General features: G+C 68.6%; 22 protein-coding genes. 10 read left to right on the forward strand and 12 right to left on the reverse strand.

Annotation, left to right across the window (positions count from 1 at the left end; translation table 11 throughout):
• Positions 1 to 133: 133 nt before the first annotated feature.
• Positions 134 to 328, reverse strand: a complete 195-nt coding sequence (locus tag DCN14_RS13725; protein WP_096507872.1) for a YqaE/Pmp3 family membrane protein — start codon at positions 326 to 328, stop codon at positions 134 to 136.
• A 161-nt stretch (positions 329 to 489) separates the two neighbouring features.
• The gene (locus tag DCN14_RS13730) at positions 490 to 2,166 is read right to left on the reverse strand and encodes an alkaline phosphatase family protein (protein ID WP_096507792.1); all 1,677 of its coding nucleotides are present in this window, start codon (positions 2,164 to 2,166) and stop codon (positions 490 to 492) included.
• A 293-nt stretch (positions 2,167 to 2,459) separates the two neighbouring features.
• Between DCN14_RS13730 and DCN14_RS13740 the strand changes: the two genes are divergently transcribed.
• Positions 2,460 to 2,681: a hypothetical protein gene (locus tag DCN14_RS13740; RefSeq protein ID WP_096507793.1), complete on the forward strand. Its 222-nt coding sequence runs from the start codon at positions 2,460 to 2,462 to the stop codon at positions 2,679 to 2,681.
• 82 nt (positions 2,682 to 2,763) lie between these two features.
• Here the strand turns inward: DCN14_RS13740 and DCN14_RS13745 are convergent, their stop codons facing one another.
• Positions 2,764 to 6,570, reverse strand: coding sequence for a DUF748 domain-containing protein (locus tag DCN14_RS13745; RefSeq protein ID WP_096507794.1), 3,807 nt, complete (start codon positions 6,568 to 6,570; stop codon positions 2,764 to 2,766).
• A gap of 163 nt (positions 6,571 to 6,733) precedes the next feature.
• Positions 6,734 to 8,170 (reverse strand): DUF1254 domain-containing protein, encoded by a 1,437-nt coding sequence (locus DCN14_RS13750; RefSeq protein ID WP_096507795.1) that lies wholly within the window; start codon positions 8,168 to 8,170, stop codon positions 6,734 to 6,736.
• Positions 8,171 to 8,539: 369 nt separating this feature from the next.
• Between DCN14_RS13750 and DCN14_RS13755 the strand changes: the two genes are divergently transcribed.
• On the forward strand, positions 8,540 to 11,344 hold the full coding sequence (locus DCN14_RS13755; protein WP_096507796.1) for a heavy metal translocating P-type ATPase: 2,805 nt from the start codon (positions 8,540 to 8,542) through the stop codon (positions 11,342 to 11,344).
• 63 nt (positions 11,345 to 11,407) lie between these two features.
• Here DCN14_RS13755 and DCN14_RS13760 read toward each other — a convergent pair whose 3' ends face one another.
• A complete protein-coding gene (locus DCN14_RS13760; RefSeq protein WP_172441940.1) occupies positions 11,408 to 11,623 on the reverse strand; it encodes a hypothetical protein in 216 nt (71 codons plus the stop codon).
• Between the two features lie 21 nt (positions 11,624 to 11,644).
• On the opposite strand from DCN14_RS13760, the gene DCN14_RS37960 reads away from it, so the two are divergent.
• Complete coding sequence (locus DCN14_RS37960) at positions 11,645 to 11,863, forward strand: hypothetical protein (protein ID WP_162826200.1); 219 nt, start codon at positions 11,645 to 11,647, stop codon at positions 11,861 to 11,863.
• Between the two features lie 497 nt (positions 11,864 to 12,360).
• Here DCN14_RS37960 and DCN14_RS13770 read toward each other — a convergent pair whose 3' ends face one another.
• Positions 12,361 to 12,840: a GNAT family N-acetyltransferase gene (locus DCN14_RS13770; RefSeq protein ID WP_096507798.1), complete on the reverse strand. Its 480-nt coding sequence runs from the start codon at positions 12,838 to 12,840 to the stop codon at positions 12,361 to 12,363.
• Between the two features lie 253 nt (positions 12,841 to 13,093).
• Between DCN14_RS13770 and DCN14_RS13775 the strand changes: the two genes are divergently transcribed.
• Complete coding sequence (locus DCN14_RS13775; protein WP_205212586.1) at positions 13,094 to 13,285, forward strand: hypothetical protein; 192 nt, start codon at positions 13,094 to 13,096, stop codon at positions 13,283 to 13,285.
• A 92-nt stretch (positions 13,286 to 13,377) separates the two neighbouring features.
• Here DCN14_RS13775 and DCN14_RS38415 read toward each other — a convergent pair whose 3' ends face one another.
• A complete protein-coding gene (locus DCN14_RS38415; protein WP_006481665.1) occupies positions 13,378 to 13,533 on the reverse strand; it encodes a hypothetical protein in 156 nt (51 codons plus the stop codon).
• 185 nt (positions 13,534 to 13,718) lie between these two features.
• Positions 13,719 to 14,144 (reverse strand): hypothetical protein, encoded by a 426-nt coding sequence (locus DCN14_RS39145; RefSeq protein ID WP_346265266.1) that lies wholly within the window; start codon positions 14,142 to 14,144, stop codon positions 13,719 to 13,721.
• Here DCN14_RS39145 and DCN14_RS39150 point away from each other — a divergent pair.
• Entirely contained in the window at positions 14,143 to 15,171 is a 1,029-nt protein-coding gene (locus DCN14_RS39150; RefSeq protein ID WP_346265267.1) for a hypothetical protein, read from the forward strand. The two genes, DCN14_RS39145 and DCN14_RS39150, sit on opposite strands and share 2 nt — an antisense overlap.
• 48 nt (positions 15,172 to 15,219) lie before the next feature.
• Here DCN14_RS39150 and DCN14_RS13785 read toward each other — a convergent pair whose 3' ends face one another.
• Positions 15,220 to 15,918 carry an MgtC/SapB family protein gene (locus DCN14_RS13785; protein WP_096507800.1) on the reverse strand — a complete coding sequence of 233 codons (699 nt, stop codon included), beginning with the start codon at positions 15,916 to 15,918 and terminating at the stop codon, positions 15,220 to 15,222.
• Between the two features lie 113 nt (positions 15,919 to 16,031).
• On the opposite strand from DCN14_RS13785, the gene DCN14_RS13790 reads away from it, so the two are divergent.
• Entirely contained in the window at positions 16,032 to 17,141 is a 1,110-nt protein-coding gene (locus tag DCN14_RS13790) for an AGE family epimerase/isomerase (protein ID WP_096507801.1), read from the forward strand.
• Here the strand turns inward: DCN14_RS13790 and DCN14_RS39020 are convergent.
• Complete coding sequence (locus tag DCN14_RS39020) at positions 17,114 to 17,242, reverse strand: hypothetical protein (RefSeq protein WP_275404962.1); 129 nt, start codon at positions 17,240 to 17,242, stop codon at positions 17,114 to 17,116. The genes DCN14_RS13790 and DCN14_RS39020 overlap by 28 nt on opposite strands.
• 162 nt (positions 17,243 to 17,404) lie before the next feature.
• Between DCN14_RS39020 and DCN14_RS13795 the strand changes: the two genes are divergently transcribed.
• Complete coding sequence (locus tag DCN14_RS13795; RefSeq protein WP_096507802.1) at positions 17,405 to 17,848, forward strand: PaaI family thioesterase; 444 nt, start codon at positions 17,405 to 17,407, stop codon at positions 17,846 to 17,848.
• 51 nt (positions 17,849 to 17,899) lie between these two features.
• Here DCN14_RS13795 and DCN14_RS13800 read toward each other — a convergent pair whose 3' ends face one another.
• Both DCN14_RS13800 and DCN14_RS13805 read right to left on the reverse strand, forming a co-directional pair.
• Positions 17,900 to 18,952 carry a CaiB/BaiF CoA-transferase family protein gene (locus DCN14_RS13800; protein WP_096507803.1) on the reverse strand — a complete coding sequence of 351 codons (1,053 nt, stop codon included), beginning with the start codon at positions 18,950 to 18,952 and terminating at the stop codon, positions 17,900 to 17,902.
• A 190-nt stretch (positions 18,953 to 19,142) separates the two neighbouring features.
• Positions 19,143 to 19,907 (reverse strand): helix-turn-helix domain-containing protein, encoded by a 765-nt coding sequence (locus tag DCN14_RS13805; RefSeq protein WP_096507804.1) that lies wholly within the window; start codon positions 19,905 to 19,907, stop codon positions 19,143 to 19,145.
• Positions 19,908 to 20,041: 134 nt separating this feature from the next.
• Here DCN14_RS13805 and DCN14_RS13810 point away from each other — a divergent pair, with 134 nt between their 5' ends.
• The 3 genes from DCN14_RS13810 to DCN14_RS13820 all read left to right on the forward strand — a co-directional run bounded on the left by DCN14_RS13810 (position 20,042) and on the right by DCN14_RS13820 (position 22,919).
• Entirely contained in the window at positions 20,042 to 20,830 is a 789-nt protein-coding gene (locus tag DCN14_RS13810; protein WP_096507805.1) for a crotonase/enoyl-CoA hydratase family protein, read from the forward strand.
• A gap of 71 nt (positions 20,831 to 20,901) precedes the next feature.
• Positions 20,902 to 22,122: a CoA transferase gene (locus tag DCN14_RS13815; RefSeq protein WP_096507806.1), complete on the forward strand. Its 1,221-nt coding sequence runs from the start codon at positions 20,902 to 20,904 to the stop codon at positions 22,120 to 22,122.
• Positions 22,119 to 22,919, forward strand: a complete 801-nt coding sequence (locus DCN14_RS13820) for an enoyl-CoA hydratase-related protein (protein ID WP_096507807.1) — start codon at positions 22,119 to 22,121, stop codon at positions 22,917 to 22,919. Before DCN14_RS13815 ends, DCN14_RS13820 begins: the two co-directional genes overlap by 4 nt.
• The last annotated feature ends 84 nt before the right edge of the window (positions 22,920 to 23,003 follow it).

Consider the following 23,003-nt stretch of genomic DNA (forward strand, 5'->3'; position numbering starts at 1 on the left):
CGTGAAGCTGGATCGTGCAGGAAGCTGTCATTTGAGCAAAAATCTATACAAATTACATCACTGAACATCCGTAAATTATATAAATTTCTACCGAAATGGAAACCCCGCCGTTCGGCTGGCGTGGCGCCCCCGCCTACCGCCGCTCGCGCAGCGCCGACTCGATCTTGCGATCGGTCTTGTACTGGCTCAGCGCATACACCGACCAGATCGCCGCCGGCAGCCAGCCGATGATCGTGAGTTGCAGGATCAGGCAGATGATCCCGGCGATCGGCCGGCCGATCGTGAAGAACTGGAACCACGGCAACAGCAGGGCAAGCAGCAGGCGCATGAACGATCCTCTCGGTGCGTCGTTGAACGGGCGATACGTGGCGAATATGCCGGCGCACGCGCCCGAATTCAACCCGTGCTCCGGCAGCGCGGCGCCGTCATCCGCCCGGCGCCGCCCGCGCCCGCGTCATGCCGTGGGCGCGACCATCCCGCTCCCCGCGCTCAACGCTCGATACCGAGCCCCGGCAGCACGCGCGTGTTCTCGGCCACGACCGCGTTCAGCAGGCGCGGTTCGGCGCCGAGCAGCCCGAGGATCGTCGGCGCGACCTGCTTCGTGCCGACCACATCGGTCACGGTGCGCGCGCGATGCAGCCCCGGATACGACACGAGCAGGCCGAGGTGGCTGTCGTCCGGCGCGTTGCCGCCGTGCTCCTCGTCCTTCGTCTTGCTCGACGTGTAGATCACGCCCGGATTCGGCTGCACGATGATGTCCGGCGTACGGCCGTTGGCCGGATCGCCGAACCGGTCGGCCAGCGCCGCGCCGTACAGGATGTAGGCCTGCGCGCCGTCCGCGCAGATCCCCGGCGCGTTGCAGCTCAGGTTCGCCTTCAGCGTCTGCACCACGGCCGTGCGCTGGTTGCGGTCGCGCAGCCAGATCAGGCCGACGTCGTCGGTCTGCGCGAAGCCCGTGCCGACGAGGCCGGAGCCGTCGTTCAGGTTGCCCGTCTTCGTGTTGTTCTGGCCGAAGTTGCCGTTCGGGTCGAGGTAGTTGTTCGCTTCGAGCAGCTTCGTCAGCGTGTCGCCGTTCTTCACGAGCTTCGTGTGATCGGTCGGCGACTGGCCATGCTTCGACGTGACGATCACCGCCGTCGACGAATACAGGTTGGCCCGCTTCAACGCCGCGACGATATAGCCGATCGAGTTGTCGACGTACGTGATCGCGTTCGCGACCTGCCCGTTCGGCGTGAAGTTCGCGTCGAGATAGCCGCCGCCCGTCGCGACCGTCGCCTTCTGCGCGACGCTGAGCGTCTGGAAGTCGGCGCCGAACAGCGTCGGCACCGGCGCGCTCTTCGTGCCCGTCGAATCGCGGCCATCGATCTGGTTGATCAGCGCCTGTACGTGCAGGTTGTCGAAGCGCGCGGTGTGCGAATAGACGTCCGTGTAGTTCGTGCCCGTGGCCGGGTCGATCGAATTGATCTCGGTGCGAGCGAGATCGTCGACGCCGGTGCCCGACGGCCCGTTCAGCCAGTCGTAGCCCCATGCGTGCTTGTCGGCCCACGCGGTGTACGCGTTCGGGACGCCGGCCTTCACGGCCTCGAACACCGTATTGGTCTTCACGTAGTTGTGCGGATAGACCGGCGCGCACTTGCCGTTGACCTTCGCGTTCGGGATCGCCTGCGGGTTGAACGCGCCGCCGCCGTCGAGGTGGACGAGCGCGCCGCCGTTCTCGGCATCGATGCCCGTCGTCTCGTCGAACACGACGTTCCAGCCCTGCTTGCCCGAACACGTCGTGTCGCTCGGCGCGTACAGGTTGCGGTCGTACGACACGTCGTAGAACAGGCCGGCCGTCTTCGGCGAGCCACCCGTCACGAGCGCCGCGAGCCCCGGGAACGAATCGGACAGACCGGGCGTATACGCGTTCGTGTACGTGACGCCGCTTTGCGCGAGCACCGCGATGTTCGGACACGTGTTCGCGCCGATGCAGCGCGCGAGATCCTGCTCGTGCAGGCCGTCGATGCTGAGCAGCAACACGTGCTTCACGACGCGCCGGCCGTGGCCGGCGTCGTTGCCCTGACCGTTGCCGTCCTGCTGCGCCGCGTAGGCGCCCGCGCTTGCGAGCGCCAGCGCGCCCGCCACCATTGCCGCAACCTTCCGCTGCTTACCAAGGAAAGACATCATCACCCCACCTCATCGATTGACGTTGAATTGCATGCCCTGCCATCAGGCGCGCAAAATATCGCCGCGCCGTAGGGCGCTCGCATGAAGCGGGGCTTTCTGTTTTCTATCAAACGTAACCAATCGCAAGCGACACGAAGCCAAGGTGACCCGGCGCACGCTGCGACGTGCGTGCCCGACATCCGCGCCGGGCCGGCGCACGGTGCGCGTCGCGGCCCCGCCGCGAGATTTTTTTTCGGGGTTGGCGCGCGACTATTGGCATGCGATAAAGGGTTTTCCCTGACCCGGAGCCGAGTATGTCGACCCTGGAAGCGCTACGGTTCGTGCTGGACGATGCACGGACGCCGGAGATCATTCGCCATCACGTTGTCGACGCGCTGCAGTACGCGTTGCGCAACCACGGATCCGTATTCACCGCAAAGGAAGTCGAATGGCTCGCGCAGTGGGACGATGCCCGGCTGCCGCTGGCCGCGAGGAAGGAACTGGACAAGCGCGAACCGGCGATCGCCGCGCGCTGAAACGAAACGCGCCGCCGCGCCCGCTGGATGTGCGGACGCGGCGGCGGCGAAGGGCGGATGGCGGGGTCGTACCGGGCGCGGCTTACTGGAGCCCGAAGTCGACGCGCGTCGTCGCGCCCTTGTCGTCGATGCCCTTCGCGTCGAGCTTCGGCGCCACGATGAACATGCGGCTCGCATCGATCTTGCCGTCGAGGTACTGACGCACGGCCTCCGCGCGCTGCTGCGCGAGCGCGCGCAGCGCGTTGTCGTCGGCCGGTGCGTGATCGGCGAGCGCCTTCTTCATGTCCGCATCGGGCAGCGTCTTCTGCATGCCGATCAGGTTGCGCGGCTTCTTGAAGTCGGCGGCCTTGTACGCGCGCGTCAGGTACTTGCCGTACTCGGACGGATCGACCTTCACCGACATCGGGTCGACGCTCTCGCCCTGGCCGACCACGTCCTTCAGCTTCTGCTGGCGCACCAGGCGATCGACGTACGTTTCGCGCAGCCCCGGCGTGTCCTTGGCCGGATCGACGCGGCCGATCAGGTCCAGCCGGATCGACGGCTTCTCGGTCAGCATCTTCACGACGGTATCGAGCTTCTTCTGCTGCGCATCGGTCAGCTCGTACGAGCCCGGCGCGAACTCGACGTAGCCGAGATCCGCACCGCCGCTGCCGAACGCATTCGCGAGCAGCGTGAACGGCGACGTGACGGCCTTCGCGATCAGGTTCAGCACCGCGTGCCAGATGAGGCCACCGACGCTGAATTCCGGATTCGACAGCGAGCCCGACACCGGCAGGTTCACGTCGATCTGGCCGCGCGTGTTCTTCAGCAGCGAAATCGCGAGCTTCACCGGCAGCTTGGTCGCCGTGTCGTTGTCGATGTGATCGCCGAACGTGAGCTGGTCGATGAAGATGTGGTTGTTCGCCGACAACTGGTCGTTCGCGAGCTGGTAATGCAGGTCGACGTTGAGCTTGCCCTTCGTGATCGGGTAGCCGGCGTACTTCGCCGAGTACGGCGTCAGGTTGGTCAGCTCGATGTCGTGCGCGGTCGCCGTCAGGTCCAGCGCCGGCTTCTCGATCAGCGGGTTCACCGAACCCTTGATCGAGATCGGCCCGTTACCCGAAAGATTCGCGGCGACATCGACCGGCGCGGACGTCGTCGAGTCCGTGCCGAACGCGCCGACCGTGCCCTTGATCGCAACGAGGTTCGCCGTGTAGTTCGGCTTGATGAAGTTGTCGGTGTAGGTCACGCGGCCGTTCTGCAGCACGAGCTGGCCGAAATGCATGCGCACCGGATTCTGCGGCGGCGTCGCGGCCTTCACGACCACCGTCGCCGACGCGGCGGCCGGCGCGGACGCCTGCTGCGCTACCGCGGCCGATGCGGCCGACGCAGCCTGGGCAACCGCCGGCGGCGTCATGCCCGGCGACAGCGGCACCGGTTCGGTCTTGCTCGCATCGCGCGTGAGCGACTGCGCCGGGCCCGACTGCTGCGCGACGACGTCCTTCAAGTTCAGGCGCCCCTGCGCGTCGAGCAGCACGCGGCCGTAGAAGTTCGAGAACGTCACGCGCGCCGCGTCGACGTCGGTGCCCTTCTCGTCGTAGCGCACCTTCAGGTTCGACAGCGCGAGCGAGCGCCAGCCCGCGAACGGGTCGGAGGTCGCCTTGTCGAGCATCCGCACGTCGACCAGCGCGACGTCGCCGCGATAGGTCGCGCGCGGCGCGTCCTTCACCTGCGCGAACGTCAGGTTGCCCTGCGCGTCGAGCAGCGCGCTCGCGATGGTCGCGTTCAGCGCGCTGCCGAAATACGGCTCGAACGCGGCCGCGTCGAGACGGTTGCCGTTGATCTTCAGGCCGAGCTTCAGCGGCTGCGCGGTCACGTCGCCCGACACGTTCAGCGAGCCCTTGCGGTTCAGCGTCGCCTTCAACTGCACCGGCAGCGGCTTCGTCATGTCGTCGCTGATCTTCTGCACCGACAGGTCGAGCGGCTTGATCGCGAGCTTCACCGGATGCGGCGTCGACAGGTCGGTGAAGTTCGCGGACGAATCCTTCACGTTCAGCGCGTCGATCCGGTAATGCCAGGACGGCGCGGCCGCTTCGGCCTTGCGCGCGACCGTGCGCTTGGGCACCGATGCCTGCGCGGGTTCGGCCAGCGCCGCGAGATCGATCTTGCCGTCCTTCAGGCGCTTCACGTCGAGCCCGAGCCCGGTCGCATCCACGCTCGCGAGTTCCGCGCTGCGCGCGGCGACGTCGATCTTCGCGATCGTCGCGGTCGCCTCCGACAGCGCGATCGCGGGCGCCTTCGCGTCCGGCGTCGCGAGCTTCAGCGACTTCAGGCTCACCGTGCTGTCGGCGACCTGCGCGTCGAGCGGCGTCTTGCCCCAGTCGGCCTTCGCGTTGACGCTCGCGCCGAGCGTGCCGTCGAGCACGCGCGCACGGGTCGTCTCGCCGAGGTACGGCTGGAACGCCGGCAGCGCGAGCGCATCGAGCGTCAGCTTCGTGTCGGCCTGCTTCGCCGCCAGGTTGAGCGCGCCTTCGGCCTTCACGTCGCCGCCATGCGACAGCGACGTCGACAGCGTGTACTTCGCGGGCGTCTTGCCCTGCAGCGTGAAGCCGTCGAGCGTCGCGGCAAGCTTGGTCAGCGACATCGCGGTCGGCGTCGCCGGCACGCGGTCGTCGACGTTGATCGTGCCGTCGTCGATCGCGAAATGGCGGATCGTGAGATCCAGCGGCGGCGCTTCCTTCGCGGCGGCCCCGGCCTTCGCGCCGCTTGCCGCAGCGGCGGCGGTGGCGGCGCCCGATGCGCCCGATGCAGCCGGTTTGGCCGCGGCGGCCTCCGGCGCGGCGGTGGGCTGGCCGGCGAGCTTCTCGACGTTCAGCACGCCCTGCTTGTCGCGCGACAGGTCGACGACCGGCTGGTCGATCCGGATCTCGTCGAAATGCAGCACGTTGCGCAGCGGCTCGAGGCTGGCCGCCGCGACGTGCACGCCGCGCGCGGCGAACAGCGGCTCGGACGCCGGGCCGGTGACCTTCGCGTCGTTCAGGTCGACGGTGCCCGACACGCGCAGCGCGGGCGAATCGCCGCTCATCACGAAGTTCAGCGTGAGGTCGCTGCTCAGCAGGCCGCTCGTCACGATCACCGGCAGCTTCGACGGCGCGTATGAAATCAGCTTCGGCACGTCGAGCCGGTCGAACTTCAGCGCGACTTCGGATTCGCGCGACTGCGCGAACGGCTTGGTCTTGCCGTCGATCGCGATCGGGCTGCCGTCGAACCGCGCGCGCAGCTTCGGCTGCACGAAGATGTCGGTCTTCGACGGCAGCGTCGCGATGAACGGGATCCCGAGCGCCCAGTTGTCGACCACGTGCTTTTCTTTCAGCAGACGATCGTCGAAGTCGATCCGGCCGTCGTTGACCTGGATGTTCGATACCGAGAAATGCGTAGGCTTGCTGTCAGGTTTGGACGGCGTCGAGAACTTCTCGATCAGGTCGGTGAAGTTGAAGCGCTGTGCGTCGTAGCGGACGATATGAAAGCGCGGCGAGTCGACCCGCACTTCGTTGACGATCGGCGCGCCGCGGAACAGCGACGACCACGACGGCCGCACGACGAGCTTGCCGATGTCGATGAAGTCGCCCTGGCCGCCGCGCTCGCCGATGTGGACGCCGTCGGCTTCGAGGTTCAGCGTGTACGGGTTCAGCGCGATGCGCTGGACGGTGGCCGGCCGGTCGAGCTGCTGGCTCAGCTGCTGTTCGGCGATGTGCCGGATCAGCGGCGGCGCCGCGAAGAACCCGAGCAGTCCGAACAAAACGAGGAAGATCAGCACGCCGAGGCCGATACGCCGGGTCCGGCGCGAGCGTGCAATGCCGCCGAGGGCATGGAGGGTCGAGGGTACGGTTTCTTTGTCTGCGCTTGCCATGCTGGGGTGCCTCGGGAATGGATGCCGGGCCGCCCCGGAAACCGGCACGGCCGCACACGCTATCCCGAAAGTATAGGCTCAGGTGGTGACGGAACGACGTTTGGGCGCGGCCGCCGCGCCCGCCGTTCGGACAGCGGCGGCCGTCATCCGTTCATTCCGGACGTTATTTCCGGACGACGGCGGGCGGCATCCACGATCCATCGCTCGCCTGCGGCTTCGGTGCGTACAGCCGCAGCGCGAGCGTGAATTCGGTGCGCGGCGCGTTCAGCCAGTTGGCGCCGTGCGCGCCGGCCGGCGAGCCCGACACGACCACGTCGATCGAGCCGTCGTGGTTGCGGCGCAGGCGGTCGCGATCGCCGAGCGAGCGGCGGGCCGACCCGACGTCGGGCAGCGCGCCGCCCGTCGTGTACGGCGTGAGCGTCCAGAATCCGCGCACCGGCGGCAGCGCGCCCGGCGCGAAATGCAGCACGTAGCGGTTCGCGCCGTTCAGCGGATGGCCGTCGCTGTCGACGCGCACGAGCGCGAGCGTCTCGTCGTCGCGCGTCGCGGTGCCGAACTGCGTATAGGCCGCATAGGCGCGCAGCGCGTAATCCTGGCCGTACTTGCCGGCCGTGTCGCCGATCCAGCTCCAGCCGTTCGCGTTCAGCAGGTTCGGCGGCGCCGCCGCGAGCCGCGCGCGCGCTTCGGCGACGCCGGCCGTCGCGGCATTCAGGCGGTCGCCCGTCCACGGCACCGGGTAGCCGGCCGACACGCCGATGTCGTTCAGCAGTTCCTGCGCATGTGCGTCGTCGGCCGGGGCCGGATTGTCCTGCAGCGCCCGCGCGAAGCGCGTAAAGAACGCCTTCGGATCGAGCGCGGCCACCTGCTCGGCCGGCGTACCGCCGCTCGCGGCCTCCGACGGCGCGCTGCCCGCATGGACCGCGACCGACGCGCCGCGCGCGGCGCCCGTATAGACGGACAGCGGCACCACGCGAATCGCGCGCTGCAGTTTCTTCACGTTGGTCAGGTCGCGGCCGCCGCTCGTCTGCAGCCGCACTTCGAGCCACGCGTGGGCCGACGGCACGTCGATGCGCGCGACGCCCTGCGGCAGCGTGCCCTGCCAGTCCTTCGCCGCAAAGGCAATCGTTTGCGATCGCACGCCGCCGCGAGCCGCACGTGCCGCCACGCTCGACGACGACCACAGCACGTTCGTCCACATGTCGAGCGCGCGGGCATCCCAATAGCGGCCGCGGGTGTCGGGCAGCGTGACGATCACCGGCTCGGCGCCGACGTCGAGCCAGCCGCTCGAGTCGAGCGTGTCGACGCCCGGCAGCGGCGGGTTCAGCGCGCCGACCGGCGGCAATGCCTGCGCATGACGCAGCGTATTGAGCGGCGCCTGGCCCGGCTGCGCGCCGTCGCCGCCCGTCGCGGCTTCCTTCGCGACATCCATCAGCACGAGCGGATAGGCATACACATAGGAGTCGGCCACTTCCGCGCGCATCCAGCCGGTTTTCCGCTGGATCGCATCGGGTTGCGACGCGCACCCCGTCAGCAGCGCCGCCATGACCAGCGACGCACCGGCGCGGCGCGGAGAAATTGATTCTCGTAGGTTTTCAATCATTGATTACTGGCCGAATATCGTTCTTTTCAGTCAATGCCCTGTTCGACGCGCGACCGACGAAAGCAAGGCGCCTCAGCTTGCCGGCCACCGCTTTGCGACGGCGGGCGCTGATGTCAGGCCGGTATCATAGCGCCTAAGGGCATCCCCCAATATGCCGATTAGCGGGCGGGGCGGTAGCCGGCCGTCGTCAGCCGGACATTCCGTCGATCCGGCGTCACGAACCGGGCGCGTCGGCCCTCCGCACGGGCCGACAGGCGCGGCAGACGCCCGTCCATGCGTCGAATCGTCGCCGGCGCTTGACCTTCCTATCATGGGAATGTTGATACTGGGATCATTCGCGGCACGAACCGCGCTTTTGGGGAATCCGACATGACTGAATCACTCGCGTCCGCGGCGCTGCAAACGATCGAACTGAGCGTCGACGGCATGCATTGCGGCGGCTGCACGGGCCGCGTGCAGCGTGCGCTGGCCGCCGTGCCGGGCGTCGTCGAGGCCGCGGTCGATCTCGATGCGCATGCCGCGACGGCGACCGTGCAGGACACGGTCGAGCCGGCGCAGCTCGTCGAGGCGATCGGCGCGGCGGGATATCGTGCGACGGTGCGCGAGCAGGTTGGCGAAGCGGCTGGGGCGTCGCATGCGCCGGTCGTTGCGACGACCGAACTCGATATCGACGGGATGACCTGCGCATCGTGCGTATCGCGCGTCGAGAAGGCGCTGGCGAAGGTGCCGGGCGTCACGCGTGCGTCGGTCAATCTGGCGACCGAGCGCGCCACCGTCGACGCCGCGCCGGGCGTTTCGGCGTCGCTGCTGGTGGATGCCGTCACGCAAGCCGGTTATGGCGCGACACCGGTCGCGACCACCCCACCGCCTGCTTCCACTTCATCGTCTGCCTCGGCCGATCTCGAATTCGACATCGGCGGCATGACGTGCGCCTCCTGTGCCGGCCGCGTCGAGAAAGCACTGGCCGCCGTCCCGGGCGTCGCGCGCGCATCGGTCAATCTCGCGACCGAACGCGCGTCGGTGCATGGCGCCGGCCCGCTCGATGCCGCGATGCTGATCGCGGCGGTCACGACGGCCGGCTACCGCGCCGCGCTTGCCGCCGCGCCGGAAGCCGGTGCTGCAGCCGACACCGGCTCGCGCGCCACCGCGCCGGCGCAAACCGCCGACGCCCGCAAGCGCCGCGAAGCGATCCGCGAACGCAACCTCGTGATCGGCTCGGCGGTGCTGAGCGCGCCGCTCGTCGTGCCGATGCTCGTCGCGCCGCTCGGCATCGACGCGATGCTGCCCGGCTGGCTCCAGCTCGTACTCGCGTCGATCGTCCAGTTCGGCTTCGGCGCACGCTTCTACCGCGCGGCCTGGCACGCGGTAAAGGCCCGCGCGGGCAACATGGACCTGCTCGTCGCGCTCGGCACATCGGCCGCATTCGGCCTGAGCCTCTGGATGCTGTTGCGCGACCCCGCTGATCCCGGTCACCTGTATTTCGAGGCTTCGGCCGTCATCGTCACGCTGGTGCGCTTCGGCAAATGGCTCGAAGCGCGCGCGAAACGCCAGACGACCGAAGCGATCCGCGCACTGAACGCGCTGCGCCCCGACCGCGCGCGCGTCGTCGAGCACGGCGTCGAGCACGGCGTCGAGCACGGCGTCGAACGCGACGTGCCGCTCGCGCAGGTGCGCGTCGGCACGACGGTCAGCATTCGCCCCGGCGAGCGCGTGCCCGTCGACGGCCGGATCGTGTCGGGCCGCTCGCACGTCGACGAATCGCTGATCACCGGCGAAAGCCTGCCGGTGCCGAAGGACGACGGCGATCCGGTGACGGCCGGTTCGATCAACGGCGAAGGCGCGCTCGTGGTCGAAACCACCGCGATCGGCGCGGAAACCACGCTTGCACGCATCGTCCGGCTCGTCGAATCCGCGCAGGCGGAAAAAGCGCCGATCCAGCGGCTCGTCGATCGCGTCAGCGAAGTGTTCGTGCCGGCGATCCTCGGCATCGCGGTGCTGACGCTGATCGGCTGGCTGATCGCCGGAGCCGGCACCGAAACGGCGATCCTCAACGCGGTGGCGGTGCTCGTCATCGCGTGCCCGTGCGCGCTCGGCCTCGCGACGCCCGCCGCGATCATGGCCGGCACCGGCGTCGCGGCGCGCCACGGCGTGCTGATCAAGGATGCGCAGGCGCTCGAACTCGCCCAGCGCACCACCGTGATCGCGTTCGACAAGACCGGCACGCTGACCGAAGGCAAGCCGTCCGTGACCGCGTTCGAAGCCGTCGGCGTCCCGCGCGAACAGGCGCTCGCCATCGCCGCGGCGGTGCAGCGGCACAGCGATCACCCGCTCGCGCGCGCCGTGGTCGCCGCACACGATGCGGATGTCGCGGCACGACGCGACGCGGCAGGTCCGGCCGACGCACCCGTCGCGGCCGATGCGCGCGCGGTGGCCGGACGCGGCGTCGAAGCACGCGTGAACGGACAACTGCTCGCGCTCGGCAGCACGCGCTGGCGCGACGAACTCGGCATCGTCGTGCCGCCCGAACTCGACACCCGTGCCGCGGAGCTCGAACGGGCGGGCAACACCATTTCATGGCTGATGCGCGCCGACGCGCCGCGCGCGCTGCTCGCGCTGATCGCGTTCGGCGACACCGTGAAGCCCGGCGCGCGCGACGCGATCGCGGCGCTGTCGGCGCGCGGCGTCGCGAGCGCGCTCGTGACGGGCGACAACCGCGGCAGCGCGGCGGCCGTCGCGGCGGCGCTCGGGATCGATGAAGTGCATGCGCAGGTGCTGCCCGACGACAAGGCGCGCGTGGTTGCGGAACTGAAGCGCACGCATGGCGGGATCGTCGCGATGGTCGGCGACGGAATCAACGACGCGCCCGCGCTCGCCGCGGCCGACGTCGGCATCGCGATGGCGACCGGCACCGACGTCGCGATGCATACGGCCGGCATCACGCTGATGCGCGGCGATCCGGCGCTCGTCGCCGACGCGATCGACATCTCGAAGCGCACGTACCGGAAGATCCAGCAGAACCTGTTCTGGGCGTTCGTCTACAACCTGATCGGTGTGCCGCTCGCGGCGCTCGGCTGGCTGAACCCGGTGATCGCGGGCGCGGCGATGGCGTTTTCCAGCGTCAGCGTCGTGACGAACGCGTTGCTGTTGCGCAGATGGAAGGGGCGCGCGCGATAAGGAAGCACGGTACGAAAGCGGGCGGGGCAGCAGCCCGCCCGCTTGCCGCCATGCGCGCAGGGTTCATCGGCTTCGACGCATCCAGAAACAATACGCGCCGATCGCGACCAGCATCGCGCCGTCGACCATACCCAGCAATGGAAGCGGATTCGTCCACTTATCCATGTTGGTCGTGCGCGCGTAGTAGGGCGGACCGTCGCCGTACGCCTCATTGAGATTGATCGCGTTGAACGCGAAAACGAGCAGGATCGAAATCAGCAGTGCCGCACCGATCAAGATGCGCAACGGGTGTTTTCTCGCATGTCAGTACTGAACCTCCAGCGGAACGTAGCACTCGGGCGCGCCCTTCGTTGCCGCTTCGATCTCTCGAACGAAAGTTTCGATTCCGGCATGAAGATTGATGCAGCCGGCGGACCCTGCGTGCGTGCCACCGTGGATAAAGAATCCACCGCGACCGAACGTTCGGGTTCCGGGCATGACGTGAATGGTCAGTCGGTAATCGCCCCATGCTGCGCGTGAAGCAAGGTTGTACAGCGATTCGTCCACATTTGGGAAGGCTGAATCCAGTATCGACCGGGTGGTATAGGCCCCACATTTTCCATCTGCTGGCGAGCGCTCGAATAATCGAAATTGCCGCGATGATCCGGACGACCGGAAACTGCAGGATATATCCCGGTTGCACTGCCCGTCATGACCAAAAAACGGCCATCGAATCGGAGCGCAATTGAAGCGCGCGCACAAGCTGGTATGGTCGGGATACCGCGTTCGGCAGCGTACTTGTTCTCCATCGCTCGTTATCCCCGTTTGTTGACGATTTGAGTAGGCCAAGTCATTGGCCCGCCCATCGTACGAGCTACGCCGGAATTTCAGTCGCCATGCCGGTTGGAGCGCACCGCTTTCAAAACATCGAACCGGGCTGACGGGCCTGTCCACAGCGCCTCACCAGTCACTCACGCACGCTCGTGAAATCGTGTCGAACCGCAAACAGCGCGCCTGCCGTGTTCGAATCTTCGTCGCTAGCCCGATACGACCGGCTTGATCAGCGTCGTCGTGATCGGCGCAAAGCCGCACGCCCGATACAGCGCACGGGCGGCCGCGTTGTGATTGAACACCGACAGCCCGATCTCCGTGACGCCATGCGCGCGTGCTTCGGCCTCGAGCGCATCGAGCGCGCGCGTCGCCCAGCCCTGGCGGCGCCGGGACGGGACGATGTCGAGGTCGTAGATGAACAGCGTGCGGTTCGGCCCTTCAGGCACGATCGCGTACCAGAGGTCGCCGACGGTGTCGCCGCTGACGGCGTCGATCAGCTGGACGAGCGTCTGGCCGGAGGTGAGCAGACCGTCCGGCAGCAACGTGTCGAAGCAGGCACGGGCGCGGGCCGCCGCGTCGTCGGTCGCGTTCTGCCCGGACGACACGAGATCGCGCGCGTAGCCGTCGATGGCGCGCGTGCGGTATGCGTGGAATTCGCCGGCCGTCATCGGCCGCATCTGCAGCATGGCCCGGGGTCGCGAGGTCAATCGAATTTCCAGTGTAGCGGGACGATCGCACTCGCGCGCGATGCAGATCGCGCAGGTCGCCGCGCTGGCGGCCGGATCGGGAAACCGCTGCTCGCAAGGCGCCCGCTCCCTGTGCATCCCCGCCACGTTCTGAGTAAATGGCCGACCCCGACCTTGCACGGAACAATCACGATGAGCGATCTGAAAGGCGAAATCTCCATCGGGCGCACGCACAGCCCTGACACCGCCCGCTATGCTGGCTGCCGAAGGAAAACGCGAACAGGTGTTTGCGCCGTTCTATACGGGCACCATCGGCGCTGTCGCCGGTTCTGTTCGGTCGACCCGGCGAATCGCAGGCGTGCCTGCGGCGCTGCTTGCACTCACTTCGGTTCTGCTACCGACGCTGCCGCTGTCGTGGTACGTGCGGAAGAGACTGGATGCCTGACGCAGCGCAATCGATCCGGCCGCGCGCGACGCGCGATCAACGAATCAACGAATCAACGAATCAACGAATCAACGAATCAACGAATCAACGAATCAACGACGGTACAGAACGATCGGGACGAGATGCGCACGACGCACGCGCTCGGCTTCGGCGCGACGCGCAGCGTACGAATATTCCGCGTCGAGCGGCAGGTGCGGGGAGACGAAGAGGTCGTCGATCTTTTGCAGCAGGGCGAGAATGAAGCTCATGTGAGACTCCTGACAGAGAATGCTAGGGTTTCCCCTTAGACGGACTCCATTCTAAGGGTTTTCCCTAAACTCTGCCAGTGCGTCGCATCAGCTTGCCGCACCTGTGCGGGCCCTGAGCAGCGGCCCGGCCCGACCATCCTTGCCGGTCTTGGGTTTGCAGGTAGGGTCGGAGTATTTACCGGGTTTTATCGGGTTCGACGCGCACGCTTCGCGGCCGCTGCCTCGCGGTTCGCGTTGCGCTGAAGCCGGTCGACCTGGGACAGCAGCGCTTCGTGATGTTCGGCGAGCGTCATCAGCGTCGCCTGCTGCGTCGACAGATCGGCGGCCAGCCGATCGACCCGCTGTTGCCGGACGTCCAGTTCCTGCTTCAGGTTCGCGATCTGCCGCGTTTGCAGCACCAGCGTGACGAGCGCGGCGAACACGACGAACGCCAGCGCCAGCAGCAACCGGTTGACCCGACGCATCTCGCGATCCGCCGCGCGCTTCACGCCGGCCATCTCGCCCTGCAGCGCGGCGAGCCGCTCCGACAACGGACGCAGTTGCGCGTCCGGATCGAGGGCCGGAGCGTTCGGCGCAGCCGCTTGCGCGCGGTCGGCCGACGGCTTCGTCATGAAGGAAGCCACGGACGCCACCGGCTGTACCTCGGCCGAAGCGGAAACAAAAGCCGAAGCCGAAGCCGGTGCCGCGACCGGTCGGTCGGCGTCGTGCGGGCTCGCGGTCGCCGCAGGCTCGACAGGCTCCGGAACCGCTTGTTGTTCAAGGGATGGCGCGGGGTCGGGCACAGCGGTCGATCCGGTCGATGCCGGCACGGCGGTCACGGTCGCGGCTGCGCCGGCGCCAGCAGTCGCACGACGCTTGCCGCTCGAGGATGCACGGCGGCCCTTCGTGGTCGCGTCGGGTGTCCGCGCGGCGTCGGCCGGAACGGTTGCCACGTCGACGCCGTCAGCGTCATTACCCGGCTTCGCGGAGCGATCGGCGGCGGCACCGTCCGTCGCAACGGCGTTCGCCGTCGACTGTTCGATCTTCGTTGTGGACGCATCGGACACGGCGTACACCTCCGTCAGGCCGGCATCGGTTGCCGGTTCATCGGCCGCGATCGCAACGATGCCCTCCGACTGCCGTGCGACATCGGCACCCTTCCCCGCATCGGCATCGACCCTGCGCACGGCATCGTCGCCGAGCGCATCGCGCTTCCCGTGCGTCGCTGCGGATTCGTTCATCGTCGCGCCGGCAGCGGCCTGCTCCACCGCACCCTCCGCATCGCCGCGCGCCGCACCGCTGGACGCGCTGAACCCGTCCAGCGTCGCCTGCCGCCCGGTGTCGTCGCCGGCCACTGCGTCAACTTCGGCAACGGCTTCATCGCGCACCGCGGCAGAGGCACGCGCGGCCGGCTCCAGCACCGGATCGCCGAACAGGTCGAGCGTGCGTTCGTCGCGCGGTGCATCGCCGGCCGGCGCATTGCCCGGTCGCGCGGTCGTGCGCGCCGAGGTATTGCCGGCAGCCGCGGCCGAGCGCGGCCGCGCACGGGCCGACGAACGATTGGAACGAGAACGGGAACGAGGCAGGAAAACGGATTCGGTCATGGAGTCGGATAACGGGCTCGCGAACGCGGAACCGGATGTCGAACGGAATCAGTGACGGCCATTGTCGCATGACCGATGCCCGCGTCGACCGATCCGATGCCGGCTATTCGTCGCCCATCAACCCGTTGCCTTCTTCGAATCGCGTGACGCACGACAGCCCGCGCAGCTTGTCGCAGATGGCGCGGTATTCGAGATCCGACACGCGCCCGAGCGCGATGCGCACCTCGTCGTGCTCGCCGGTGTCGTCGGCGCGCTGCACGATGAACTGCTTCACGCGCGCGCTGTCGGGGCCGAGCGCCGCGTGCAGCGAATCGAACGTCAGCGCGCCGCTCGTCACCGTCAACGCGAGCTGACGGCGCTGACGCACCGTGAAATAACGCCGCTCGAGCGGCTTGATGCCGGCCAGGATGATCAGGATGATGATCGTCGCGGAAATCGACGCGACATACAGCCCGCCGCCCACCGCGAGGCCGATCGCGGCCACCGACCACAGGCTCGCGGCCGTCGTCAGCCCGCGCACGATCTCGCCGCGCAGCAGGATCGACCCCGCGCCGAGGAAGCCGATGCCCGACACCACCTGCGCGGCGATCCGCGACGGATCGAGCACGATGTGGTCGCTGCTGCCGAGCACGTCGGCGAAACCGAACGCCGACACGATCATGATGAGCGTCGAGCCGACGCACACCAGCATGTGCGTGCGCAGGCCCGCCGCCCATGACAGGCGCTCGCGCTCGAAGCCGATGACGCTGCCGAGCGCCGCCGCGAGAACCAGCCGCATCACGAGTTCCAGATTGCTGAGCATCCGATTTTCCCCTCCTTTTCTGGTGCCGGTCGTGTGGAATGTTATATCCTTGGCCGCGGCCGCGCCGCTCCGGGCTACGCCGACCCGATTCGATCCAAGCGCTCTACCCCGCCATGTCCGCACCCGACTCCGCTTCCGCCCAGGCCGCCCAGTTGCGCGACCATTTCGCGCACGTCATCTTGCCGATCTGGCAGGGGTCAGGGTTCGACCACACGCTGCGGCTGCCGTTCGAAGCCGTCGATCCGGCCACGCATGCACCGCTGCCCGTCACCCGTTATCGCGCAATGGCGTGCGCGCGGCAACTGTTCGTGTTCGCGCAGGCCGGCAACGCCGCGCACGCCGCCACGCTGTTCGACTCGCTGTGCAGCCGCTTTCGCGACTCGCGCCACGGCGGCTGGTTCTACAGCGTCGACGCGCAAGGCGCGCCGCTCGACACGACGAAGGACCTCTATACGCACGCGTTCATCGTATTCGCATGCGCCGCATGGCATGCGGCGTCGGGCGACGCCGCCGCGCGCACGATCGCCGAAGACACCGCCGCACTGATCCAGGACCGCTTCGCGCCGCGGCCGGGCGACGCGCTGCTCGACGCCGCGCGTCACGCCGATTTCTCGTCATCGGGCAGCGGCGCGCTGCAAAACCCGCTGATGCACCTGACGGAAGCGTGGCTCGCCGCCGCCGACGCATTCGGCGACGCGGCGTTCGACGATGCGCTCCTGCGCACCGCGCAGGCCGTCGAGCGCACGTTCGTCGATCCGGCGACCGGCTGCATCGCCGAGCTGCCGCTCGGTGCGGCGGGCAACCGCTTCGAGCCCGGCCATCAGTTCGAATGGTTCTATCTGGTCGACGCGGCCGGCGCACGGCTCGCGCAGACCAGCCTGCCCGACGCGCTCGCGCGCGCGTACGCATTCGCCGAACGGCACGGCGTCGATACGCAGACGGGCGCCGTCTGCGCGGCGCTCGACGCGCAAGGCGCCTGCACCGACGCGACGCAGCGGATCTGGGCGCAAACCGAATACCTGCGCGCGCGCGCGACGCACGGCGGCGCGCCGGCCTCCGCGCCGCTCGCGCGGCAGATCGGGCGCTTCGCCGCGCGCTTCCTGCATCCGCGCGGCTGGTTCGAATGCAAGACGGCCGACGGGCAGGTATCGCGCGCCGACATGCCGTCGACGACGCCCTACCACCTCGCGACCGCCTACGCGGCGCTGCCGACCGGCGCGTAATCCGCGTCGGCGAGCGACACCCCGCGCGCGTCACCCAGTTCGAACACCGACACCGCCGGCATCAGGTGCGAGGTCTGGTCGTTCAGCGATGCGGCCGCCATTCACGCCGATTCGCCCGCACACGAGCACAACTCCCGCATTCGCCGCAACAATCGCGCCGCATCGCGCCGGCCATCGCAAGAAATGCGGACGAATTTCCTTGCTTATCCGCAGCCCCCTTCCTAGAGTTCAGCGCAAGCGGACACGCATTGCGAGGAAAGTCGATGACGGACATCACGGACCACGCGCGCGGCGCATTGCGCGCGCAACCGTTCAGCATGTTGCTGGGCACGCAGTTGATGCATATCGGCGACAACGAGGTGTCGCTGTGTCTGCCCGTGCGCGAGGAACTGCGGCAGCAGCACGGTTTCGTGCATGGCGGCGTCATCGGTTATCTCGCCGACAATGCGCTGACGTTCGCCGGCGCGCTCGTGCTCGGCCCGCGCGTCATCACCGCCGAATACAAGATCAATTACCTGCGGCCGGCCGTAAACGGCACGCTCGTCGCCCGCGCGAAGGTGGTCTACGCGGGGCGGCATCAGGCGACCTGCCAGTGTCACGTGTTCGTCATCGACGGCGATCACGAGCGGCTCGTCGCGATCGCGCAAGGCACGATCAACCGCGTCGGCGACGGCAAGATGCCGGATGCGCCCGAGGAAACGGCGTGATCGTCGCGTGACGGCGAGCACGCCGGCGGAACACGGCGCGCGGCAGGCTCGTCAGCCCGCATCCTCTTCATTCAGCGGCAGGAACCGCGGCGCCATGCGCGCCCTGAGGTTGCCGTTCTCGTCGGTACGATAGATCCCGCGCGCCGCGTTGTGCGGATGCGCCGCCGCGTCGGCCATGCCCAGCACCGGCGCAAAGCATGCGTCGGTGCCCTCGAGCAGCACGCGCCAGTGCGCGGACGGCTGCTGCGCGAAGACCGCCGCGAAACGCGTCTTCAGCGCGGGCCAGCGCGCACGATCGTACTGCGATGCCGGATCGAGATCGGTCAACCCGAGCCGCTCGACCAGCAGCGCGTAGAACGGCGGTTCGAGCGCGCCGATCGTCACGCATTCGCCATCCGCGCAGCGATACACGTCGTAGAACGGCGCGTCGTGAAAGAGGCTCGGCTGCGCGCCGTCGAGCTGGCCGTTCGCGCGCGCCCACAGCGCGAGCGAACCGAGCATCGACACGATGTCGACGATCGCTCCGTCGACCACGCGCCCCGGACCGCCGCCACGCACGTCGAAGAGCGCGCAGACGATCCCGAACGCGAGCCCGAGCGCGCCGCCCGCGTCGCCGACGACGGTCGGCGGCAGGCCCGGCCGGCCATCGCGCGGTGCGGACAACGAAAGCAGCCCGGTCAGCGCGACGTAATTCAGATCGTGCCCGGCGGCGGCCGCGAGCGGGCCGTGCTGGCCCCAACCCGTCATGCGTCCGTACACCAGCTTCGGATTGCCGCGTGCGCAATCGGCGGGCCCGAGGCCGAGGCGCTCCATCACGCCGGGACGCAATCCTTCGATCAGCGCGTCGGCTTGCGCGATCAACGCGAGCGCTTCGGCGCGGCCGTCCGGCGTCTTCAGATCGAGTTCGACGATCGCCTTGCCTTCGCGAAGCAAATCTCCGGCGCGGCCCTGCAGCGCGTCCGGCGCGCTCGTGCGGCCGGCCGGGCGCGCGATCAGCGTGATGCGCGCCCCCATCCCGGCGAGCATCCAGCCCGCGAGCGGGCCGGGGCCGAGACCTTCGAATTCGACGATATGGACGCCGGAAAGCGGCGCGTTCAATGACATGGCGACCTCGCGGGAATGCAACCGGACAGGGGTGAAGCAACGCTCCGATTCTATGCGAAGGTGCGCGCCACTCGCACTGTGCGCGGCAAGCAGACCGATACGTGAAGCGCGCGTCGACGCCGGATGAAAGCATGCCGTCGTCCGCCCGATGCCGACGGAACCCGCTCCGTGCGGGCACTCCGCCGCGCCGCTAGCCGACCGTTTCGTCCATGCGCTCGGCCAGTGCGTCGCGCATCGCGAGCACGATCGCGTCGCGACGCGCGTCGATCCGCTCCACCGGCCCGCCCACGCCGATCGCAAGCGGCATGCCGTTCCAGCCGTCGGCGATCACCATCGAGATCATCGCCGCGCCCTGCGTCACCGTATTCGCGGAATACGAGTAGCCGAGCCGCCGCGTCTCGTCGACCTTGTCCAGCACGACGTCCTCGTCGATCGTCCTGCCCGACTTCCCGATCCGCCGGATGCTGCGCGACACGAGCCGCCGAATCGTGCCGTCGGGCTGCAGGCTCAGCAGCGCCCAGCCGAGCCCCGACATGCAGATCTCGCGACGCGTGCCGATCGGCGCATAGAAATGGACCGGAATCCGGTGCGCGCCCTCGACGGCGTCGATGTACTGCACGTACAGGTCGCTCTGCACCGCGATCACGACGGCCTCCCGCGTGCCGGCCGCCAGCCGTTTCGCCACGGCGTGCCAGTACCGGCGGCTGCCCGCCGCCGAATCGACGAGCGCTTCGCCGAGATTGACGAGGCGTACCGTCGGCGCATACGCGTGCGTCCGCTCGTCGTACGCGAGGTAGCCGAGCACCTTCATGCTGGTCAGCAACGCCGCCGCGCTCGAACCGGGATAGCGGCAGCGCGTGGCGATCTCGCGCACGCTCAGCGGCCGCTGCAGCTCGCTGAACAGCTCCAGCACCTCGAACACGCGCGCCGCGCTCTTGACCACGTTTCCGCTCATTCCGTCCTCTCCGCGCCGTCCCGGCGAGCCCTTCCACGTATGTGGAACGGAATTTCCCGCCGCCAACCGTCGTGACGATACTAGGCTTCGGCCCGCGGCGTGAAGCCCCGCGGTACAGAACAAACGGAGACATCATGTCAGCCTTTCTGATCCGTGAACGGCAGGGACCGATCCTGACCGTCACGATGAACCGCCCCGAAACGCGCAACGCCATTTCGGATACCGATGCGATCGACGCGCTGGTTGCGTGCTGCGACGACGCGAACCGCGACGAATCGATCCGCGTGCTGGTCCTCACGGGCGCCGGCGCCGTGTTTTCGTCGGGCGGCAACGTGAAGGCGATGCGGGCGCTCGCCGAGTCGGAGCCGCACGACCTCGCGGCGATCCGGACGAGCTATCGGCGCGGCATCCAGCGTCTCGCCCATGCGTTCCAGCAGCTCGAAGTGCCGGCCATCGCGGCGATCAACGGGCCGGCCATCGGCGCCGGCACCGACCTCGCGTGCATGTGCGACATCCGCATCGCCGCCGACGGCGCACGCTTCGCGGAAAGCTTCATCGCGCTCGGCCTCGTGCCGGGCGACGGCGGCGCGTGGTTCCTGCCGCAGATCGTCGGCGCGGCGGTCGCGGCCGAGATGTCGTTCACCGGCGACGCGATGGACGCGCAAACGGCGCTGCGCCACGGCCTGGTGTCGCGCGTCGTGCCCGGCGGCGAGCTGCTCGCCCATGCGCACGCGCTCGCCGAACGCATCGCGCGCCACTCGGGCATCGCGCTGCGCCTGACCAAGCGGCTGCTGCGCGAAGGCCGGCATACGAGCCTCGACACGCTGCTCGACCTGTCCGCGTCGTACCAGGCATTCGCGCACGCGACGCCCGAACACCGCGCGGCGGTCGCCGCGCTGTTCGCCGCGCGCGACCGAGACTGAACCCACGGCGCGCCGCCCGGCACGCAGCCGGCGGAACGCCAGCATCGCCGACCCTCGAAGGAAACCACGTCATGACCAGCAACAACGCAGGCGCGCTCGCGGGCGTGCGCGTCGTAGACCTGAGCCGCGTCTATGCGGGCCCGTTCTGCACGCAGACGCTCGCCGACCACGGCGCGGACGTCATCAAGATCGAACCGCCGCAAGGCGACGAAACACGCGACTGGGGGCCCGCCATGCCCTCCGGCCTCTCCAGCTATTTCTGGGGGCTCAACCGCAACAAGCGCAACCTCGCGCTCGACCTGTCGCACCCCGACGGGCGCGACGTGCTGTTCCGCCTGCTGGAGACGGCCGACGTGCTGGTCGACAACTTCAAGCAGGGCACGCTCGAACGCTGGGGCATCGGCTACGACGACTGCCTGCGCGAACGCTTTCCGCGCCTGGTGCATTGCTCGATCTCCGGCTACGGCACCGACGGTCCGCTCACGCGGTTTCCGGGCTACGACGCGGTCGCGCAAGGGCTCGCCGGCTTCATGTCGATCAACGGCGAACCGGGCGGCATGCCGCTGAAGGTGCCGTTTCCGGTCGTCGACTACGCGGCCGGGCTGAGCGCCGTGTCGAGCATCCTGCTCGCGCTGGTGGAGCGCACGCGCTCCGGCCTCGGGCAGCACGTCGACATCGACCTGTTCAGCACCGCGCTGTCGATGCTGCATCCGGTCAGCACGAGCTGGATGGCGACCGGCGACGTGCCCGTCGCGACGGGCAACGTCTACGCCGCGATCGCGCCGTACGGCGTCTATCCGTGCAAGGACAAGCCGGTCGCCACGGGCGCCGGCAACAACCGCACGTTCGCGAAGATGGTCGAAGCGCTCGGCGTGCCCGAACTCGCCCGCGATCCGCGTTTCGCGACCAACGCGCAGCGCGTCGCGCACCGCGATGCGCTTGACACGCTGATCGGGCAATTGACCGGCGAACTGCTCGCCGACGAAGTCGTCGATCGACTGATGCGCGCCGGCGTCGCGACGGGGCCGGTCAACACCATCTCCGACGGTTTCAACCATCCGCAGGCGGCCCGCAACGCGATGTTCGTCAAGAGCGACACGTATACCGGCGCGGGCATCCCGGCCAAGCTGTCGCGCACGCCCGGCTCGATCCGCCAGCCGCCGCGACCGTTCGCGGCCGATACCGACGCCGTGCTCGACGCGCTCGGCATCGACGCGGCCGGCCGCGACGCGCTACGGCAGGCCGGCGTCGTTCACGACGAACGCGCCGGCATCACCGGGAGCGCAGCATGACCGCATCGCACACGGCCTCCTCCCCGACCGCCGACGACGCCGCGTCGATCCTGCGCCACGACGAAGACGGCATCGCATGGCTGACGATCCATCGTCCGCATGTCGCCAATGCGCTGTCCGCCGATGCGTTCCGGCGCCTGTGCGACGCGCTCGTCACGCTCGACGATGACCCTGCGGTACGCGCGATCGTGATCCGCGGCGCGGGCGACCGGGCCTTCAGCGCGGGCGTCGATCTCGGCGACCCCGAGATGCGCGGCATGCGGCCGATGCGCGGGCTCGCGCGCAACGTGCACGAGCTGATCCTCGAATTGCGCAAGCCGACCATCGCGGCGATCAACGGCTATGCGGTCGGCGGCGGCTTCGAGATCGCGCTGGCGTGCGACCTGCGGGTCGCCGCCGATCACGCGTATTTCGCGCTGCCCGAAGCCCGGGTCGGCATGGGTGCGAACTTCGCGAGCGTGCTGCTGCCGCGCATGCTGCCGCGCGCGATTGCGATGGAGCTGCTGTTTACGGGCCGCCGCATCGACACGGACGAAGCCTCGCGCATCGGGCTGCTGAACCGCGTCGTTCCCGGCGACGCGCTCGACGACACCGTGCGCAAACTGGCGCAGTCGATCGCCGCGAACGCGCCGCTCACGATCCGCCGCATCAAGGAAACGGCGACGCGCAGCTGGGGCCTGCCGGTTGCCGCGGCGCTGCGGCTCGACGTCGGCCCCGACGTCTATGCGAGCGAGGACCGTATCGAAGGCGCCCGCGCGTTCCTCGAAAAACGCAAACCGGTGTTCAAGGGACGCTGATCCCGACGGCGCGCGGCCCCGTCCGCCGCGCGCCGTCGATCGCCGCCCCGCTCGCGGGCGCGGCACATAACAAACATGGAACGG

Source organism: Burkholderia sp. IDO3, from assembly GCF_003366075.1.
GTDB classification, from domain to species: Bacteria; Pseudomonadota; Gammaproteobacteria; order Burkholderiales; family Burkholderiaceae; genus Burkholderia; species Burkholderia anthina.

Excerpts from the sequence above, each read along its gene's own strand:
- DCN14_RS13725 (WP_096507872.1), bottom strand. The coding sequence starts at position 328 with ATGCGCCTGCTGCTTGCCCTGCTGTTGCCGTGGTTCCAGTTCTTCACG.
- DCN14_RS13730 (WP_096507792.1), bottom strand. The coding sequence starts at position 2,166 with ATGATGTCTTTCCTTGGTAAGCAGCGGAAGGTTGCGGCAATGGTGGCG.
- DCN14_RS13740 (WP_096507793.1), top strand. The coding sequence starts at position 2,460 with ATGTCGACCCTGGAAGCGCTACGGTTCGTGCTGGACGATGCACGGACG.
- DCN14_RS13745 (WP_096507794.1), bottom strand. The coding sequence starts at position 6,570 with ATGGCAAGCGCAGACAAAGAAACCGTACCCTCGACCCTCCATGCCCTC.
- DCN14_RS13750 (WP_096507795.1), bottom strand. The coding sequence starts at position 8,170 with ATGATTGAAAACCTACGAGAATCAATTTCTCCGCGCCGCGCCGGTGCG.
- DCN14_RS13755 (WP_096507796.1), top strand. The coding sequence starts at position 8,540 with ATGACTGAATCACTCGCGTCCGCGGCGCTGCAAACGATCGAACTGAGC.
- DCN14_RS37960 (WP_162826200.1), top strand. The coding sequence starts at position 11,645 with ATGTCAGTACTGAACCTCCAGCGGAACGTAGCACTCGGGCGCGCCCTT.
- DCN14_RS13770 (WP_096507798.1), bottom strand. The coding sequence starts at position 12,840 with ATGCTGCAGATGCGGCCGATGACGGCCGGCGAATTCCACGCATACCGC.
- DCN14_RS13775 (WP_205212586.1), top strand. The coding sequence starts at position 13,094 with ATGCTGGCTGCCGAAGGAAAACGCGAACAGGTGTTTGCGCCGTTCTAT.
- DCN14_RS38415 (WP_006481665.1), bottom strand. The coding sequence starts at position 13,533 with ATGAGCTTCATTCTCGCCCTGCTGCAAAAGATCGACGACCTCTTCGTC.
- DCN14_RS39150 (WP_346265267.1), top strand. The coding sequence starts at position 14,143 with ATGAAGGAAGCCACGGACGCCACCGGCTGTACCTCGGCCGAAGCGGAA.
- DCN14_RS39145 (WP_346265266.1), bottom strand. The coding sequence starts at position 14,144 with ATGACGAAGCCGTCGGCCGACCGCGCGCAAGCGGCTGCGCCGAACGCT.
- DCN14_RS13785 (WP_096507800.1), bottom strand. The coding sequence starts at position 15,918 with ATGCTCAGCAATCTGGAACTCGTGATGCGGCTGGTTCTCGCGGCGGCG.
- DCN14_RS13790 (WP_096507801.1), top strand. The coding sequence starts at position 16,032 with ATGTCCGCACCCGACTCCGCTTCCGCCCAGGCCGCCCAGTTGCGCGAC.
- DCN14_RS39020 (WP_275404962.1), bottom strand. The coding sequence starts at position 17,242 with ATGGCGGCCGCATCGCTGAACGACCAGACCTCGCACCTGATGCCGGCG.
- DCN14_RS13795 (WP_096507802.1), top strand. The coding sequence starts at position 17,405 with ATGACGGACATCACGGACCACGCGCGCGGCGCATTGCGCGCGCAACCG.
- DCN14_RS13800 (WP_096507803.1), bottom strand. The coding sequence starts at position 18,952 with ATGTCATTGAACGCGCCGCTTTCCGGCGTCCATATCGTCGAATTCGAA.
- DCN14_RS13805 (WP_096507804.1), bottom strand. The coding sequence starts at position 19,907 with ATGAGCGGAAACGTGGTCAAGAGCGCGGCGCGCGTGTTCGAGGTGCTG.
- DCN14_RS13810 (WP_096507805.1), top strand. The coding sequence starts at position 20,042 with ATGTCAGCCTTTCTGATCCGTGAACGGCAGGGACCGATCCTGACCGTC.
- DCN14_RS13815 (WP_096507806.1), top strand. The coding sequence starts at position 20,902 with ATGACCAGCAACAACGCAGGCGCGCTCGCGGGCGTGCGCGTCGTAGAC.
- DCN14_RS13820 (WP_096507807.1), top strand. The coding sequence starts at position 22,119 with ATGACCGCATCGCACACGGCCTCCTCCCCGACCGCCGACGACGCCGCG.